The sequence below is a fragment of the Rhizobium sp. EC-SD404 genome (assembly GCF_902498825.1).
Classification (GTDB): domain Bacteria; phylum Pseudomonadota; class Alphaproteobacteria; order Rhizobiales; family Rhizobiaceae; genus Georhizobium.
The window spans coordinates 1,314,105-1,330,447 of record NZ_LR701459.1; the positions used below are offsets into that span (position 1 = coordinate 1,314,105).

14 protein-coding genes are annotated in these 16,343 nt (G+C 62.8%); 5 read left to right on the top strand and 9 right to left on the bottom strand.

The window, feature by feature from the left end:
- Nucleotides 1-47 precede the first annotated feature (47 nt).
- A complete protein-coding gene (locus tag GC125_RS07220; protein WP_199864493.1) occupies nt 48-1,382 on the top strand; it encodes an ABC1 kinase family protein in 1,335 nt (444 codons plus the stop codon).
- A 148-nt stretch (nt 1,383-1,530) separates the two neighbouring features.
- On the opposite strand, the gene GC125_RS07225 is transcribed toward GC125_RS07220, so the two are convergent.
- From GC125_RS07225 to GC125_RS07240, 4 genes are all read right to left on the bottom strand, one after another.
- Nucleotides 1,531-3,423, bottom strand: a complete 1,893-nt coding sequence (locus GC125_RS07225) for a bifunctional sugar phosphate isomerase/epimerase/4-hydroxyphenylpyruvate dioxygenase family protein (RefSeq protein WP_151984978.1) — start codon at nt 3,421-3,423, stop codon at nt 1,531-1,533.
- Nucleotides 3,420-4,259, bottom strand: a complete 840-nt coding sequence (locus GC125_RS07230; protein WP_151984979.1) for a shikimate dehydrogenase family protein — start codon at nt 4,257-4,259, stop codon at nt 3,420-3,422. Before GC125_RS07230 ends, GC125_RS07225 begins: the two co-directional genes overlap by 4 nt.
- A gap of 122 nt (nt 4,260-4,381) precedes the next feature.
- A complete protein-coding gene (locus GC125_RS07235) occupies nt 4,382-5,056 on the bottom strand; it encodes a GntR family transcriptional regulator (RefSeq protein ID WP_151984980.1) in 675 nt (224 codons plus the stop codon).
- A gap of 64 nt (nt 5,057-5,120) precedes the next feature.
- Nucleotides 5,121-5,804 (bottom strand): GntR family transcriptional regulator, encoded by a 684-nt coding sequence (locus GC125_RS07240; RefSeq protein ID WP_151984981.1) that lies wholly within the window; start codon nt 5,802-5,804, stop codon nt 5,121-5,123.
- A 208-nt stretch (nt 5,805-6,012) separates the two neighbouring features.
- Here GC125_RS07240 and dctP point away from each other — a divergent pair, with 208 nt between their 5' ends.
- The 4 genes from dctP to GC125_RS07260 all read left to right on the top strand — a co-directional run bounded on the left by dctP (nt 6,013) and on the right by GC125_RS07260 (nt 9,339).
- Nucleotides 6,013-7,002 (top strand): TRAP transporter substrate-binding protein DctP, encoded by a 990-nt coding sequence (gene dctP / locus GC125_RS07245; protein ID WP_151984982.1) that lies wholly within the window; start codon nt 6,013-6,015, stop codon nt 7,000-7,002.
- A 71-nt stretch (nt 7,003-7,073) separates the two neighbouring features.
- Nucleotides 7,074-7,586: a TRAP transporter small permease gene (locus tag GC125_RS07250; RefSeq protein ID WP_151984983.1), complete on the top strand. Its 513-nt coding sequence runs from the start codon at nt 7,074-7,076 to the stop codon at nt 7,584-7,586.
- Nucleotides 7,583-8,884 carry a TRAP transporter large permease gene (locus GC125_RS07255; RefSeq protein ID WP_151984985.1) on the top strand — a complete coding sequence of 434 codons (1,302 nt, stop codon included), beginning with the start codon at nt 7,583-7,585 and terminating at the stop codon, nt 8,882-8,884. Before GC125_RS07250 ends, GC125_RS07255 begins: the two co-directional genes overlap by 4 nt.
- Before the next feature lie 17 nt (nt 8,885-8,901).
- Entirely contained in the window at nt 8,902-9,339 is a 438-nt protein-coding gene (locus GC125_RS07260; protein WP_151984987.1) for a type II 3-dehydroquinate dehydratase, read from the top strand.
- 24 nt (nt 9,340-9,363) lie between these two features.
- Here GC125_RS07260 and GC125_RS07265 read toward each other — a convergent pair whose 3' ends face one another.
- From GC125_RS07265 to mmsA, 5 genes are read right to left on the bottom strand one after another with little or no spacing between them, the layout of a single operon-like run.
- Nucleotides 9,364-10,881 carry an aldehyde dehydrogenase (NADP(+)) gene (locus tag GC125_RS07265; RefSeq protein ID WP_151984989.1) on the bottom strand — a complete coding sequence of 506 codons (1,518 nt, stop codon included), beginning with the start codon at nt 10,879-10,881 and terminating at the stop codon, nt 9,364-9,366.
- A gap of 7 nt (nt 10,882-10,888) precedes the next feature.
- Entirely contained in the window at nt 10,889-11,815 is a 927-nt protein-coding gene (locus tag GC125_RS07270) for a Gfo/Idh/MocA family protein (protein ID WP_151984991.1), read from the bottom strand.
- The gene (gene araD, locus GC125_RS07275) at nt 11,802-13,544 is read right to left on the bottom strand and encodes an L-arabinonate dehydratase (RefSeq protein ID WP_151984993.1); all 1,743 of its coding nucleotides are present in this window, start codon (nt 13,542-13,544) and stop codon (nt 11,802-11,804) included. The genes GC125_RS07270 and araD overlap by 14 nt, the downstream gene beginning before the upstream one ends.
- 3 nt (nt 13,545-13,547) lie before the next feature.
- On the bottom strand, nt 13,548-14,744 hold the full coding sequence (gene mmsB, locus GC125_RS07280; protein WP_151984995.1) for a multiple monosaccharide ABC transporter permease: 1,197 nt from the start codon (nt 14,742-14,744) through the stop codon (nt 13,548-13,550).
- Between the two features lie 3 nt (nt 14,745-14,747).
- A complete protein-coding gene (mmsA, locus tag GC125_RS07285; RefSeq protein ID WP_151984997.1) occupies nt 14,748-16,277 on the bottom strand; it encodes a multiple monosaccharide ABC transporter ATP-binding protein in 1,530 nt (509 codons plus the stop codon).
- Between the last annotated feature and the right edge of the window lie 66 nt (nt 16,278-16,343).

The window sequence follows — 16,343 nt, forward strand, 5'->3', positions numbered from 1 at the left end:
ACCATGTCGCTCCAGATATCTGCTTGCAGGCAACGAGGCGGCATCTCTTGAACGATCGAACAAGACGAGAAGGATCCGCGATCCCGAGCGGCCGGCTGTCGCGGCTCTTCAGCCTGGGCGGGATCGCCGCTGGTATTGCCGGTAATGCTGCCGCATCCGGCTTGCGGCAGGTGGCGTCGGGCCAACGACCGCAGCTCGGCAACATGTTCCTCACGCCCGCCAACGCGCTGCGGCTAACGGAGGGCCTGTCGCACATGCGCGGGGCTGCGCTGAAGCTCGGCCAGATGCTGTCGATGGATCCGGGCGTCCTCCTGCCGCCCGACATGGCGTCGATCCTCGCCTCGCTTCAGGCCGATGCGCGTCACATGGCGCCGCACCAGTTGAACCAAGTGCTGGCTGCCGAATGGGGCGAGGGTTGGCGCGCCCGCTTCGCGCATTTCGAGGACGTTCCGTTCGCCGCAGCATCGATCGGCCAGGTCCATCGCGCCCGCACATCGGATGGACGCGACCTCGCCATCAAGGTCCAGTATCCGGGCGTACGGGACAGCATCGACAGCGATATTGACAACATCGCCACGCTCGTTCGCGTGCCGGGCCTCGTGCCACCCGGCATGAATCTCGCGCCGCTGCTTGCCGATGCGAAGCGGCAGTTGCACGACGAGGCGGACTACGAACGCGAAGCTCGCTGGCTCGTGCGCTTCGGCGAGCTTTTGGTGAATTCGGAGCATTTCATCGTCCCAACGCTTGATGCGGACTTCAGCACAGGCCGCGTGCTCGCGATGGACTTCGTTGAAAGCCGTCCCCTCGATGCGCTCGTTGCCGAACCGCAAGCGCTTCGCGATCAGGTGGCGGGGCGGCTGATCGATCTCGTCTTCCGCGAGCTCTTCGCGTTTTGCGCGATGCAGACTGATCCCAACCTTGCGAATTACCGCTTCGAGCCGGTGTCCGGGCGGATCGTGCTTCTGGATTTCGGCGCCGTCAGAGGTTTCGATGCCGAGCTCAGCGAAGCGTTCCGCGGGCTGCTCAACGCCGGGCTCGATAATGAGCGTGAGATGATCCGGGCCGCGATGCTCGCCATCGGCTATTTCGGCGAAAGAACGCCCCTGATGCAGCGCGAACTGATCATCCGCATGTTCCAGACCGCGATGGTGCCGATGCGCCAGCCGACGCCGTTCGATTTCGGAAGTTCGGACCTGCTCGAACGTTTGCGCACCATGGGCCAGACGATTGGGAGCGACCGCGATCTCATGCACGTGCCGCCGGCCGAAACGCTTTTCTTGCACCGCAAGATCGGCGGCATCTATTTGGTGGCCGCCAAGCTGCGCGCTCGCGTCGATCTCAGCGCAATCGCTGAACCTTATCGGGTGCCCGTTGCGGCATGACATCCGCGCGAAGTGCTACTGCTTCGACTAGGGCACGACGTGACCGGCCGGTCGCGATCCTTGTCGGACGTCGGTCGCCAAGCGTAATCGCCGGCACGGCCAAGAACCTGCCGAAGCTTAAGTGAGCCGTCGGTGAAGCTGGTCGTTCTTAAGCGGCAGGCATGCCCTTCGGCCGCATATGCCGCTTTTGTGCGGCGATGCGGAACGTGGCGTTCGGGGCGCCGTAGCCGCGATAGTCACCGCGCCGTTCGATGATCTCGAAGAGGAAGCCTTCGCCCCAGGTGGGAGCGTAGAGCTGGAAATATTCGCCATTCTCGTCGCGGTCGTAGAGAATGTTTTCCGCCCTCAGCCGGTCGGCAAGTTCGGGTTCCAGTCCGAAGCGGGCTTCGACGTCGTCATAGTAGTTCGGAGACAGCGCCAAAGGCTTGAAGCCGGCTTTGCGCAGGGACGCCGCCGTCGCGAAGATATCGTCCGTTGCGAAGGCAATGTGCTGGACGCCCGAGCCGAAGCTTTGGGAAATGAAGTGGCCGGCCAGTGTGCGCTGGTTGTCCGCACCGTTCAATGTCAGGCGCAAGCCGCCGTCTTCGGACTCGATCGCCTGGCTGCGCACCACGCCCGCTGGATCGACGACGTCGACCGTCGGAGTTTTGTGGGCGCGGAAGATGGATGTGTAGAAGAGAAGCCACGACAGCATCTCGCCATGCTCCATCGTCTGGCCGACATGGTCGATGCGGGTGAGCCCGGCGGTATCGGCAGGTGATGCGCGATCGCTGCGGGCAAAGTCGATGTCCCAGAGCTTGGAGAGATCGGAACCCCGGTCGAGGAAGTAGATCACACCGCCGCCGGCGCCGCGGATGGCGGGGATTTTCAGTTCGCCCGGGCCGACTTCCTGTTCGAAGGGCTCGGCGCCGAGCGCGCGGGCACGCTCGACGGTTGCTTTCGCATCGTCGGTCCAGAGCGCAAAGGCGTAGACCGACGTGCCATGGACCAGGAAGGACGAGTGCGCGAAGCCTGAATTGTCGGTGTTGACGACGATGTTGATATCGCCTTGGCGCCACAGCGCGACGTCTTTGGAGACATGCCGGCCGACTTCGGAAAATCCCATCGCGGAAAGAAGCGCGGCAATGTCGGCCGCTCCCTTCTGATCTGTCGCGAATTCAACGAAGGCGACACCCTCGACGCCGATCGGTGCCGGCATGGCTGGCAGGTCGACCGACAGAGCGGGTTCGTCGCGCCGGATCCGGTCTATCAGCCAGATGAGCGACCGATGTCCATCGACGGCGATCGCACGCGGCGAACCACCGCGGAACTGGTCGTTGAAGATCTCGAGCGAGAGATAGCCGTCATAGCCCGTCGCGGCGACGGCTGCCATGAATGCCGGGACGGGCAGGTCGCCTTCGCCCGGCATATTGCGATAATGGCGGCTCCAGTAAAGCAGATCCATGTCGATCGCCGGCGCATCGGCGAGTTGCACGAAGAAGATCTTGTCCTTCGGGATCGAGCGGATGGACTTTAGATCCGTGCGGCGCGCAAGCGTGTGAAAGGAATCGAGGATGAGGCCGACATTGGGATGATCGGCGCGGCGCACGATTTCCCAGGCGTCGCGGTGGTCGTTGACATGCCGCCCCCAGGCCAGCGCCTCATAGCCGATGCGCAGGCCTCGCTTGGCGGCACGCTCGCCGAGTTCGCTCAGATCATCGGCAGCGCGGTCGATGCCGCCCATGGCGATCGGCGATACCGACGAGCAGACGAGGATGAGGTCGGTTCCTAGTTCCTGCATGACGTCGAACTTGCGTTCAGCCCGGTCGAATGCGCGGGCGCGCTGCGGCTCCGGCAGACCTTCGAAGTCGCGGAAAGGCTGGTAAAGCGTGATCTCAAGACCGGCATCGGCTGCCATCTTGGCGACATCGCGCGGCGACCCGTCGAAGGCGAGGAAGTCGTTCTCGAAGATCTCGATGCCGTCGAAACCGGCGCGGGCTATGGCCGCGAGTTTTTCGGTAAGATTGCCGCTGATCGAAACGGTTGCGATCGATGTCTTCATGCCTGCTCCAGCGCCTCTGCTGTAAGCGCATGGCGCAGTTCCTTGGTATCGACACGGGCGCCGGTGAATGCGTGGAACGCGTCGACGCCCTGATGGAAGAAGAGTTCGTAGCCGCTGATGGTCGCCAGTCCGCGCTTCTGGGCGTCCAGCAGGAATTGCGTTTCGACCGGCGTGTAGACCGCATCGAACGCCCAGCCAGCCTTGGGCATCAGGCCCAAGGGAACAGCCGTGCCGGGAATGCCGGTCATGCCGAGCGGCGTGCAGTTGACGATTCCATCGGCGCCGGCCGTCGCGTCTTCGATCGTCGGTGAAACCGATACGGCCAAGCCAGGGGCGTTCACTCGCAGCGCGTTCGCGAGGGCTTCGGCGCGTACAGGGTCGGTGTCAAAGATGTGCAGCGCACTGGCTTTGAGTTCGGCCAGCGCAAAAGCCACCGCTTTGCCGACCCCACCTGCGCCCGCCATGGCGACAGTGCCGGGCTTCATACCCGGCATACTTTCACGGAAAGTGGCCACGAAGCCGGTGTAGTCGGTGTTGGTGCCCGAGGAACCTGTGGGATCGAAGATCACCGTATTGCAGGCAGCTATCGCGCGGACACGGGGATCTGGAACGTTCAGCGCGGGGAACACGCGCTCCTTGTACGGATAGGTGATGTTGATGCCGCGAAAGCCGCTCTCACGGCATCGATCGAACACCGCATCGAAATCGAGACCCATGTCGGCCGGGATCAGCGGCTCGTAGCTGACATCCATGCCGCAGAGCCGTCCCGCCAGCCGGTGCAGCATGGGCGACTTGGAGCGCTTGATGTTGTCACCGATTAATCCGAGCCGAAACATGTCCTGTAATCCTGTCGTCGCAACGCACGGCGCTCCGATGCGCCATTACAATGGCAACAGACATAATCCATTTCATCGGATATTTTCAACTTTGAATGATCAACGCGCGATCAGGTTCTGTGTCAGGTCTTGATCGTTCCCGTGGCCAACGCGTGCTCGACCCCTCCGCCGACGTGCTTTTCGAGCATCGACTTGGCCGTCGGGGCATCGCGATCAAGCGCAGCTTCCAGCATCACCCGGTGCTCGCGTGCGGCGATGTCGCCTCGAAACGACAGCGCGATCATCTGATAGCGCAGGTATTTGTCGAAGACGGCGGCATGCGTATCCATCAAGACCTTGGAGCCACAGGCCGAGATGAGTGCCTGGTGAAATTCCCAGTCATAACGCTTCCACATCTCCGTCTGGCTCATGTCACCGTCGCGCATGCGCTGCTCCAGCGCCGCGAGCTTGTGGTGGGCGGCAACGACGCGGCCTTCCCATTCCACATCGCCGGCCGCAAAGGACTGCTCGAGCGCAAATCCCTCGAGAAGCTGGCGCAGCGCCGCAACTTCGCGCAGGTTCTCCACCGACACCGGGGCGGCTTCGAAGCCACGCTGGCCTTCGGCGACGACCAACCCTTCCGAGGTCAGTCGGCTGAGGATTTCGCGCAAGGTACTGATGCTTGCACCGTAGACATCCTTCAGCTTGTCGAGCTTCAGCTTCTGGCTGGGTGCGATGCGGCCGAAGATGATATCGGCGCGGATGCGGCGATAGGCATTGTCCCCGATCGTTTCGGTATGAATAACCGGTTCAGTCATCTTTCACTCTCTGCCGCAGATTTCCACAGAAGCTGCCCGAGCACGGTGAGCAATTCAACTGATCTTACTGAGCTGCCAATGGAAAGAGCCCTTGCTCGACTGTGTAATCCACGCAGGCGTGGATGTGTCGATCGAGCGTGCGGAGGGCCGTCTCGGCGTCGCGGACAAGGGCGCATTCCAGCAGCGTCCTGTGTTCGTCGACCGCGATCTCGCCGCGGAAACGCACGGCCAGGATCTGGTAGCGCAAGAACTGGTCGAAGATGATGCCGTGCGTGTCCATCAGCGCACGGGACCCGCAGGCCGATATCAGCGCATGATGAAACTCGCGGTCGTAGTGCTTCCATGCCGATGTCTGGTGAAGATCGCCCGCAAGAATCAGCGTTTCCAGCCGTGCGAGCTTGTGATGGGCTGCGACGACTCGGCCTTCCCATTCGATGTCGCCGGCGGTGAACGACTCTCTCAGCGCATGGCCTTCCAATAGGCCCCGCATTGCGGCCACTTCGCGGAAGTTCGCAACCGAGATCGGCGCGACCTCGAAACCGCGTTGGCCTTCGGCGGTGACCAGACCTTCGGACGAGAGGCGGTAGAGCACTTCGCGCAACGTGCTGACGCTCGTCGCATAGCGTCCGCGCAACCGCTCCAGCCTCAGGCGTTCGCCTGGGCCGAGATGGCCGAAAATAATATCGGTTCGAATGCGGCGATAGGTTGCGTCGCCCGCAGTCTCCGTTGAATGGAAGTCGCCGCTCACGCTCAAGTCCTCCTCAGCGTCCAGCCCATCTGCCCGACATGAGAGCTGCAGGCAAGCTTGGCGAGCGCGTCTCAGTGACCAGATATAATCAATAATCTCATATGAAATCCACGACGCCTATTGAAATGCGCTTTGTCGAGTGGCATGAAAAGCGGTATCCGCCGGCTGGAGGCCATGGGCGGGCAAGAAATTCAAAGGGAGGACCCTCATGTTTTCGAAGTTTTCACGCCGCTCCATCCTTGCGGCCGGTGCGCTGGTGTTGTCGGCTGCCGTCAGTGTTCCGGCGATCGCCCAGGAACCCGTCGAACTGCGTTTCTCGGCCGTATTCTCGGATCAGGACATTCGTGCGCGCATGATGGAGCGCTTCACTGAAGAGCTCGGCGGCGAGTTCCAGTTCCAGGGCTATTACGGCGGCAACCTGTTCAAGCAGGGCACCGAACTGGTCGCGCTTCAGCGCGGCAATTTGGAGATGGGCAACATCGCCCCACAGGACATTTCCAACCAGATCCCGGCCTGGTCGATCCTGACATCGGCTTACCTTTTCCGCGACGCCGACCACCTGCGCGCCTTCTTCGCCAGCGAAGCCGGCGATGAGATGAAGCAGATGGTTGAGGACCAGCTCTCGGTCAAAATCCTCGGCCCGACCTATTTCGGCGCGCGCCATGTGGGCCTGCGCACCGAAGAGCGTGTCGAGACGCCGGAAGACCTGCAGGGGATCAACCTGCGCATGCCCGGTGGCGATGCCTGGCAGTTTCTCGGTCAGGCGCTCGGCGCAAACCCGACGCCGATGGCCTATGCCGAAGTCTACACCGGCCTGCAGACCGGCGCGATCGACGGCCAGGACAACCCGCTTCCGAACGTTCAGAACATGAAGTTCTACGAAGTGATGTCGCAAATCGTGCTGACGTCTCACCTCGTCGGCTTCGACCTTCTGACGATCTCGCTGGATGCTTGGAACGGGTTGACCCCCGAGCAGCAGGAAACGCTGCAGACGGCCGCCGATAACGCGATCGACTGGAGCCAGGCCGAGCATGTGAAGCAGGAAGAGGAACTCGCCGCCTATTTCGAAGAGCAGGGCCTCGAAGTGTACGAGCCCAATCTCGATGCTTTCCGCGAGTATGCTCAGAATCTCTACCTGGAATCGAGCCTCGCCGAAAGCTGGCCCGAGGGTATGGTCGAGACCATCAACGGCATGTGATGCGATAACGGCCAGCCGTGGCTCGTTGAATAGCCACGGCTCGCCGGCTTGCAATCATCGAGGAGGTCGCGATGCAACTCATGCCCGTGTTGCGCTGGCTCTACCGGCGCGCCGAGAACATTCTCGCCATCATGATGGGCGTGATGTTCGTAGCGTTCATCGCGCAGATCATCTTCCGATACTTCCTCAATTTCCCGATCGGCTGGACGTCCGAACTGTCGGTCATCATGTGGCTGTGGATGGTTCTCTGGGGCGCGGCCTTCGTGATCCGCGAAGATGAAGAGATCCGGTTCGACCTTCTGTTCTGGATGGTCCCTCCCGTAGCGCGTCGCGTCATGCTGATCGTCGGCGGCGTCTTGCTGATCGGGCTTTACGTCTTCTCGCTGCCGGCAGTCGTCGATTACGTCACCTTCATGAAAGTGCAATCGACGGCTTACTTGAAAATCCGCTTCGACTGGCTCTTCTCGATCTACGTGTTCTTCGCCGTCGCCGTGATCTGCCGTTACGCGTACCTCGTCTGGCGCGCTATCCGGGGTGGCGAGACCCGTGACGCCGACCCCACAGAAGCGAGTTCGGGTCTATGAGCCTTTCCGATCCTTTCACGCTGTGCATCGTCACGCTCGTTGCGATGAGCGTCCTCGGCCTGCCGATCGGCCATGCGATGATCGGCGCATCGATCCTCTATCTCTTCGCCGCCGGCCTCGACATGGGCACGGCCGCCGAACAGCTGTTGAACAGCATGTTCACGAGCTACACGATGCTTGCCGTGCCGCTGTTCATCCTCGCCGCCGAGCTGATGAATTCCGGCTCGATGACCATCCGCCTTCTGAACTTCTGCAATGCGCTCGTCGGGCGTTTCCGCGGCGGTCTGGCGCAGGTCAACGTTCTTCAGAGCCTTATCTTCGCGGGCATGTCCGGTTCGGCGATCGCCGATGCCGCCGGCATGGGCAAGATGATGCAGAAGATGATGACGGAGAACAACAAGTACACGCCGAGCTTTGCTGCGTCGCTTACGGCCGTATCGGCCGTCATGGCGCCGATCCTGCCGCCGTCCATTCCGCTCGTCATCTATTCGCTGGTGTCGAACGCCTCCATCGGCTTCCTGTTTCTCGCCGGTATCCTGCCCGGCCTGCTCATCGCTCTCAGCCAGATGGTTATTGTCGCCTGGAGCGCGCGCCGGCAGAATTTTCCGACGGAAGCGCCGGTGCCCCTGCGGAAGCTACCCGGGATCACCATTCGCGCGTTGCCTGCATTGATGCTGCCTGTGGTGCTTCTCGTCGGTCTGCGCGGAGGCGTGATGACGCCGACGGAAGCGGCCGCAGTCGCGGCTGCCTATGCGCTGGTCGTCTCCGCCATCATTCACCGTGACGTCGGCTTTCGCGAGTTCTTCGGCTCGTTGCTGTCGGCCGGCCGCATGACCGCTTCCGTCGGCATGCTGATCGCCGGTGCGATGGTCTTCAACTATGTGGTGACGGTCGAGAATATCCCCGCGTCGCTCAGCGCTTTTCTTTTGAGCTTCGAACTCACGCCGCTGACGTTCCTGCTGCTCGTCAACCTCGTGCTTCTGCTGCTCGGCTGTTTGCTGGAAGGAACGACGATCATTCTCGTGATCGTGCCGGTGCTCGTGCCGACCGCCCAGGCGCTGGGCATCGACATGGTGCATTTCGGAATCGTTGTCGTGTTCAACGTGATGCTCGGCCTGATCACGCCGCCCTATGGGCTACTGCTCTTCGTCGTCGCCCGTGTCTCGGGCGCGCCGCTGCGCGATATCGTGCGTGACACGATGCCGTTCCTACTCGGCATGTTCGTCGCGCTGGCGATCATCACCTTCATCCCGTCGGTCGTGCTCTTCGTGCCGCGCCTGTTCGGCTACTCCGGCTAATCTTGGAAGTCGTGTCCATGCCCCATCCGATCTATGTTCTGAACGGCCCGAACCTCAACCGGCTCGGCAAGCGAGAGCCCGAAATCTACGGCCACACGACGTTGGCCGAAGTCGAGGCCATGTGCCGCGATGCGGCAGGGGATAGCGAGATTGTCTTCCACCAGTCGAACCGCGAATATGAGCTCGTCGATTGGATCCATGAGGCGATCGATCAGTCGGCCGCGGGCATCATCATCAATCCGGCGGGGCTGACCTTCACGTCGGTGCCGATCATGGATGCGCTGAAGATGTTTCCTGGCCCGATCATCGAGCTCCACATCTCCAACATCCATCGCCGCGAAGCGGTCTACCACAACTCGCTGATGTCGAAGGTTGCGACTGCCGTCATCGCGGGGCTCGGTCCCAAGGGTTACCGCACGGCCGTGCGTGCCATGGGTGATCTCGTCGACGCCTGACCTTCGCCAGGCGCAGACGGATGCTCAGACCATGTCGGCGGGAAGAAGCGCCTCAGGCAGGTTCTGGTAGGCGACGGGGCGCAGGAACCTGCGGATCGCGAGCGTCCCGACGGACGTGGCCGCAACGTTAGTGCTGGCGGGGTAGGGGCCGCCATGCATCATGGCATCCACCACCTCGACACCCGTCGGAAAGCCGTTCGCGAGGATGCGGCCAGCTTTCTGTTCCAGGATCGGCATCAACCGCTTCGCGGTGTCGGTATCCGCCTCATCCATTTGCAGGGTAACGGTGAGCTGGCCTTCCAGCGCATTCGCGATCGTCAGCAGGTGATCCTCGTTGCGGGCCCGCACCACGATACCCGCGGGGCCGAACACTTCTTCCGCCAACTCCGGGTTCGAGATAAACGTGTCGGCGTCGGTTACGAAGAGGCCGGCGGTGGCTGCGCGTCCGCTGGCTTCGGGTGCGCAGATCGTGCGCACGGCATTGCCGGCAGCGAGCTTCCCGGCATTGCGTCCGAAAGCCTGAGCGATGCCGGCCGACAGCATTGTCTGCTGAGGCACCTGACGAAGCTGATTGGCCGCTTCGGTCTCGATGAGGTCGGCGCTCGCTTCCGGAACGATCAGGACGCCGGGATTGGTGCAGAATTGGCCCGCACCCATCGTCAGCGATGCTGCCCAGTTGCGTGCGATATCGGCGCCACGGGCGTCGGCTGCTTGAGCAAGCACGAAGACGGGGTTGACCGAACCCAGTTCGCCGAAGAACGGAATGGGCTCCGGCCGGCTGACAGCCAGATCAAAGAGGGCGCGCCCGCCGCGCAGCGACCCGGTGAAACCGATCGCCTTGATGAGGGGATGCTTGACGAGAGCCGCACCGGCTTCATTCGTATCTGACTGGACCAGCGCGAAAATGCCCGGGTGTTGATCCGTCGCACGGATCGCCGCGAGGATTGCGTCGGCAACGATCTCCGATGTTCCGGGGTGCGCTTGGTGGCCCTTAACCACGACCGGACAACCGGCGGCGAGCGCCGAGGCGGTGTCGCCACCAGCCGTCGAGAATGCCAGAGGGAAATTGGATGCGCCGAACACGCCGACGGGGCCGATCGGGCGCTGGACGAGGCGGATCTCCGGGCGCGGCAGCGGCTTGCGCTCCGGGTCGGCCGCGTCATGGCGCCGGTCGAGATAGGCGCCGTCACGGACATGCTTTGCGAACAGCCGCAACTGGCCGGTGGTGCGACCACGTTCGCCTTCGAGGCGTGCGGCCGGAAGTCCGGTCTCGGCCATTGCAACGGCAGTGATTGCCGCGCCGCGCTCTTCGATGGCATCGGCGATCGCTTCGAGAAATTGAGCCCGGCTTTCGCGGCTGGACTGGCTGTAGGGCAGGAACGCCGCCGCTGCCGCCTGGACGGCACGGTCGATATCGGCGGCGCTGCCGCGTGCGAACCTGGTCTCCACTCCGTCAGTGCGGTCGGCCGTGAAAAAGTCTGAGCCCTCGACCCAGGCCCCTTCGATCAGATGGCGGCCGTGGAGTGTGATGGGATCGGTCATGGAAATCTCATTCCTCGAAGGGTTCGACCGTGATCTTACGGCCGAGCATGAAGGCATCGGCGACATGAACGAGCGGGGCGAGATCCACATCGATCTCGCGCGCGTCGATCAGTTCGGCGAAGCGGCGATAGATGCCGGCATATTCGACATCGGCTTCCGTCATCTCGCGCCGCCCGCCGATCGTCAACTCCGCTCCGCCCTTGGATAGGCTGAGGGAGCCCGTGTCGGTCCCGATTTCGATGTCCCAGGTTTGCGGACCGGTCTGGCGCCAGTCGAAATCGGCCTCGACCGTCAGGCCGGCGGGGCCCCGGAACCGCAGCGCTGCGGCAATGGGGGCTTGGCGTCCGTCCGGCACTTCGAGCGTCGATTGGACGAGATGGACGGGTTCGGGCAGGATTTCGGTGAGGATCGACAGGGCGTTGATGCCGGGGTCGAATACGCCGAGGCCGCCCGGTTCCCAGATCCAGGCCTGGCCGGGGTGCCAGCGCCGCACGTCTTCCTTCCAGGTGATGCGAACATGCCGGACCATGCGCTCGGCAAGCCAGGCGCGGGCAGCGGGAACGCCCGCCGCGAAGCGCGAGTGCCACGTCGCGAAGAGGCTGACGTTCTTGGCACGCGCTCGTTCGACGAGGTCCTGAACTTCGGCAATGGTTGCGCCCGGCGGCTTTTCCAGCAGGACATGCCGGCCAGCTTCGATGGCGAACCTCGCCGCCTCGTAGCGCATCTGCGGCGGCATGCAGAGGGCGACTGCGGGGATGTCGGGTCGCTTTTTCAGAAGATCGGTCAGCTGAGCGTGGTTCTCGATGCCGGGCAGGCCGTCGCGGCTGCTGACAGTTGCCGCAAGCTCGAAGGCCTCGTTGCCCTTGATGGACGGAACGTGCTGGTCCTGCGCGATCTTCCCGACGCCGACGATCGCGATCCTAGTGGCTGTCACGGCCCACATCCTTGCCGCGGTGGCCCTTGAGGAAGTCGAAGTCGGCTCCGGTATCTGCACCTTGCACATGGTCATGAAAGAGGCGCGCATAACCACCCGTCGGCTTCTCGACCGGCGGTGTCCACGCGGCGAGCCGCGCTTCGATCTCCGCGTCGGAAACATCCAGGTGCAGACGGCGACCCGGGACGTCGAGCTCGATCATGTCGCCGGTGCGCACGATCGCGAGCGGCCCGCCGACCGCCGCCTCCGGTGTCGTGTGCAGGACGACCGTCCCGTAGGCGGTGCCCGACATCCGCGCATCCGAAATGCGCACCATGTCGCGAACGCCCGTGCGCAGCACCTTCGGCGGCAGGCCCATATTGCCGACCTCGGCCATGCCGGGATAACCGCGTGGTCCGCAATTCTTCATGACCATGATGCAGGTGGCGTCTATGTCGAGGTTCTCGTCGTTGATCTTCGCCTTGTAGTCGTCGATGTCCTCGAACACCACGGCGCGGCCGCGATGCTGCAGCAGTTCCGGGCTCGCAGCCGATGGCTTGAGGACGGCACCATTCGGCGCAAGGTTGCCTTTCAGTACGACGATACCGCCATGGGGCGTCAGCGCGCGATCGACCGGCAGTATGACGTCCTCGTTCCAGTTGCGGGTGTCCTTGACCTCGTCCCAGATGGCAGCGCCCGAGACCGTGATCGCATCGCGGTTGAGCAATCCCGCTTCGCCGAGCCGCTTGATCACCACCGGCAACCCGCCGGCGTAGAAGAACTCCTCCATCAGGTATTTTCCGGACGGCATGAGATTGACGATCGTCGGAACGTCGCGGCCGAGCCGGTCCCAATCGTCGAGCGTGAGGTCGATGCCGACACGTCCTGCAATAGCCAGAAGATGGATCACGGCATTCGTCGATCCACCGATAGCGCCGTTGGTGCGGATGGCGTTCTCGAAGGCCTCGCGGGTCATGATATCCGATGGCTTGAGGTCGTCCTTGACCATGTCGACGATGCGACGACCGCTCAAATGCGCCATCACGCGGCGACGCGAATCCACCGCAGGAATCGCGGCATTGCCGGAAAGCGCCATGCCGAGCGCTTCCGCCATGGAGGCCATTGTGGAGGCTGTGCCCATGGTGTTGCACGAGCCGGGGCTGCGCGACATGGACTGTTCCGCCTCCAGGAATTCGTCGCTGGTCATGGTGCCGGCCTTGATGGCCTCGCTCATCTGCCAGAGCGCCGTGCCGGAGCCGACACGCTCGCCGCGGAACCATCCGTTCAGCATCGGGCCACCCGAGACGGCGATGGCCGGGATGTCGACGCTGGCGGCCCCCATCAGCAGCGCCGGCGTGGTCTTGTCGCAACCGACCAGCAGAACGACGCCGTCGATGGGGTTGGCGCGCAATGCTTCCTCGACATCCATGGCGCAAAGGTTGCGGTACATCATCGCGGAGGGGCGCAGAGCGCTTTCACCCGGCGAAAAGACGGGGAACTCGACCGGCAGGCCGCCGGCCTCGTAGATGCCGTGCTTCACGCGCTGGGCGAGATCGCGTAAGTGCGCGTTGCAGGGCGTGAGTTCCGACCAGGTGTTGCAGATGCCGATGACGGGGCGCCCGTCGAACAGGTCGGCCGGCAATCCCTGGTTCTTCATCCAGGAGCGGTGGTAGATGTGGTCGCGGCTCGTACCACCGAACCATTCGGTCGATCGCAGTTTGCGCGGCCACTCAGCCTTCTTGAAGGTCATCGGTCAGGCCTTGTTCTTGTTGTAAACGTCGAAGATGACGGCAGCGAGCAGCACCAGGCCCTTGATGACCTGCTGGTAGTCGATGCCGATTCCGAGGATCGACATGCCGTTGTTCATCACACCCATGATGAAGGCGCCGATGACGGCACCGACGATGGTGCCGACGCCACCGGACATCGACGCACCACCGATGAACACGGCGGCGATGACGTCGAGCTCGAAGCCGAGGCCGGCTTTCGGCGTCGCGGTGTTCAGCCGGGCGGCGAAGACGAGGCCGGCAAGCGCGGCCAGCATGCCCATATTGGCGAATGTGAGGAACACGAGCCGCTCTGTGCGAATGCCGGACAGCTTCGCGGCCTTTTCGTTGCCGCCGATCGCATAGATGCGGCGTCCGACCGTCGTGCGATTGGCGACGAAGGAATAGACCGCGATCAGCAGCGCCATGATGATGAAGACGTTCGGCAGGCCGCGGAACGACGCCATGAGATAGCTCATATAGGCGATTGCGAGGGCGATAAGCGCGTTCTTGACGGTGAAAATCGCGGCCGGTTCGGTCGGAAGACCGCGCTTGATCTCCTGGCTGCGGGTGCGCATCGCGAGATAGAGCAGCAGCGCGGCCACGCAGAGGCCGATGACGAGCGACAGAATGTTGATGCCGTCGCCGCCGAAAAGGTCCGGCAGGAAGCCCGAAGACATCAACTGGAAGGTCGGCGGGAAAGGCCCGACCGATTGGCCGGCGAGCAGCCAGAGCGTGAGGCCCTTGAAGACCAGCATGCCCGCGAGCGTGACGATGAACGAGGGAATGCGGAAATAGGCGATCCAGAAGCCTTGTGCCGCGCCGATCGCGGCACCGACGCCAAGGCACAAGATCGAGGCCAGCACGTAGTTCATGTCCCACTGGACGATCATGACCGCGGCGAGCGCGCCGACGAAACCGAGCACCGATCCGACCGAAAGGTCGATATGGCCTGACACGATGACCAGCAGCATGCCGACGGCCATGATGACGATGTAGCTGTTCTGCAGGATCAGATTGGTCAGGTTGACCGGTCGAAGCAGAATGCCGCCCGTTGCGAACTGGAAGAATGCCATGATCACGACCAGCGCGATCAGGATCCCGTATTCGCGCATGTTCGCGCGGAAGAAGCTGACGCCGGAAGCGCGGACGGGTGTGGGTTCGGTCGTTACGGTCTGGTCCATGGGTCAGCCGCCCGCCTTGATGATGATGGACATGATCTTCTCCTGGCTGGCTTCGACCGTCGGCAATTCGCCGACGAACCGGCCCTTGTTCATTACGTAGAGACGGTCGGTGATGCCGAGCAGTTCCGGCATCTCCGACGAGATGACGATGATCGATTTTCCCGAGGCGGCGAGGTCGCGGATGATCGTGTAGATCTCGAACTTGGCGCCGACATCGATGCCGCGGGTCGGCTCATCGAGAATGAGAATGTCCGGGTTGGCAAAGAGCCATTTGGACAGCACGACCTTCTGTTGGTTGCCGCCGGAAAGATTGACCGTTGCCTGTTCGATCGACGAACTCTTGATGCGAACGCGGTTGCGGTAATCCTCCGCCACATGCGCCTCGCGGTGACGATCGACGATGCCTTTGTTGGCGATGCCATCGAGATTGGCGAGCGGGACGTTGCGGCGGATCGTCTGGTCGAGCACGAGGCCGAAGGTCTTGCGGTCCTCGGTTGCGTAGGCGAGGCCTGCATCGATCGCAGCCGGCACGGTCGACAGATCGACCGTCTTGCCGCGGATCAAAGCCTCCCCGCTGACATAGGTGCCGTAGGAACGGCCGAACATATTCATGGCGAGCTCGGTTCGACCCGACCCCATCAGGCCGGCGATGCCGAGCACTTCGCCTTCGCGAAGCGTGAAATTGACCTTGTCGACCACGAGCCGACTCGTGTCGATCGGATGCCGTACGGTCCAGTCGCGCACATCCAGGATCGTCGGGCCGATCTTCGGGTCGCGCGAGGGATAGCGGTCCGAAAGCGAGCGGCCGACCATGTCGCGTATGACGCGGTCTTCCTTCACCGGGCCTTCGGAGCAGTCCAGCGAGGACACCGCCATGCCGTCGCGCAGGATCGTGATCGTATCGGCGACCTTCGAGACCTCGTTCAGCTTGTGCGAGATGAGGATCGAAGAAATGCCGCGGCGGCGGAATTCGAGCAGGAGTTCCAGAAGCGCGTCGCTGTCGTGTTCGTTCAGCGAAGATGTGGGCTCATCCAGAATGAGCAGCCGCACTTCGCGCGACAGCGCCTTGGCGATTTCGACCAGTTGCTGCTTGCCGAGGCCGAGATGCATGACCTTCGTTTCGGGCCGTTCGCGCAGTCCGACGCGGGCGAGCAGTTCGCCGGTCCGCCGGTTTGTCTCGCGCCAGTCGATCACGCCGTGCGATGCGCATTCGTTGCCGAGAAAGATGTTTTCCGCGATCGACAGTAGCGGGACGAGCGCGAGTTCCTGATGGATGATGATGATGCCGTCGCGCTCGGAATCGGCGATGCCTCGGAAGGCCTTGACCTCGCCCTCGTAGACGATGTCGCCTTCATAGTCGCCATGCGGATAGACGCCGGACAGCACCTTCATCAGCGTCGATTTGCCAGCACCGTTTTCGCCGACGAGGGCGTGGATTTCACCGCGTCTTACCGAGAAAGAGACATCGTCGAGTGCCTTCACGCCCGGAAACGTCTTGGTGATGTTGCGCATCTCAAGGATGGTTTCGCTCATGGCGCGCTCCAGATCGCCGTCGGTTGCCGTCCCATGGTCTGCAGGCCCCGGCTGATGCCGGGACCC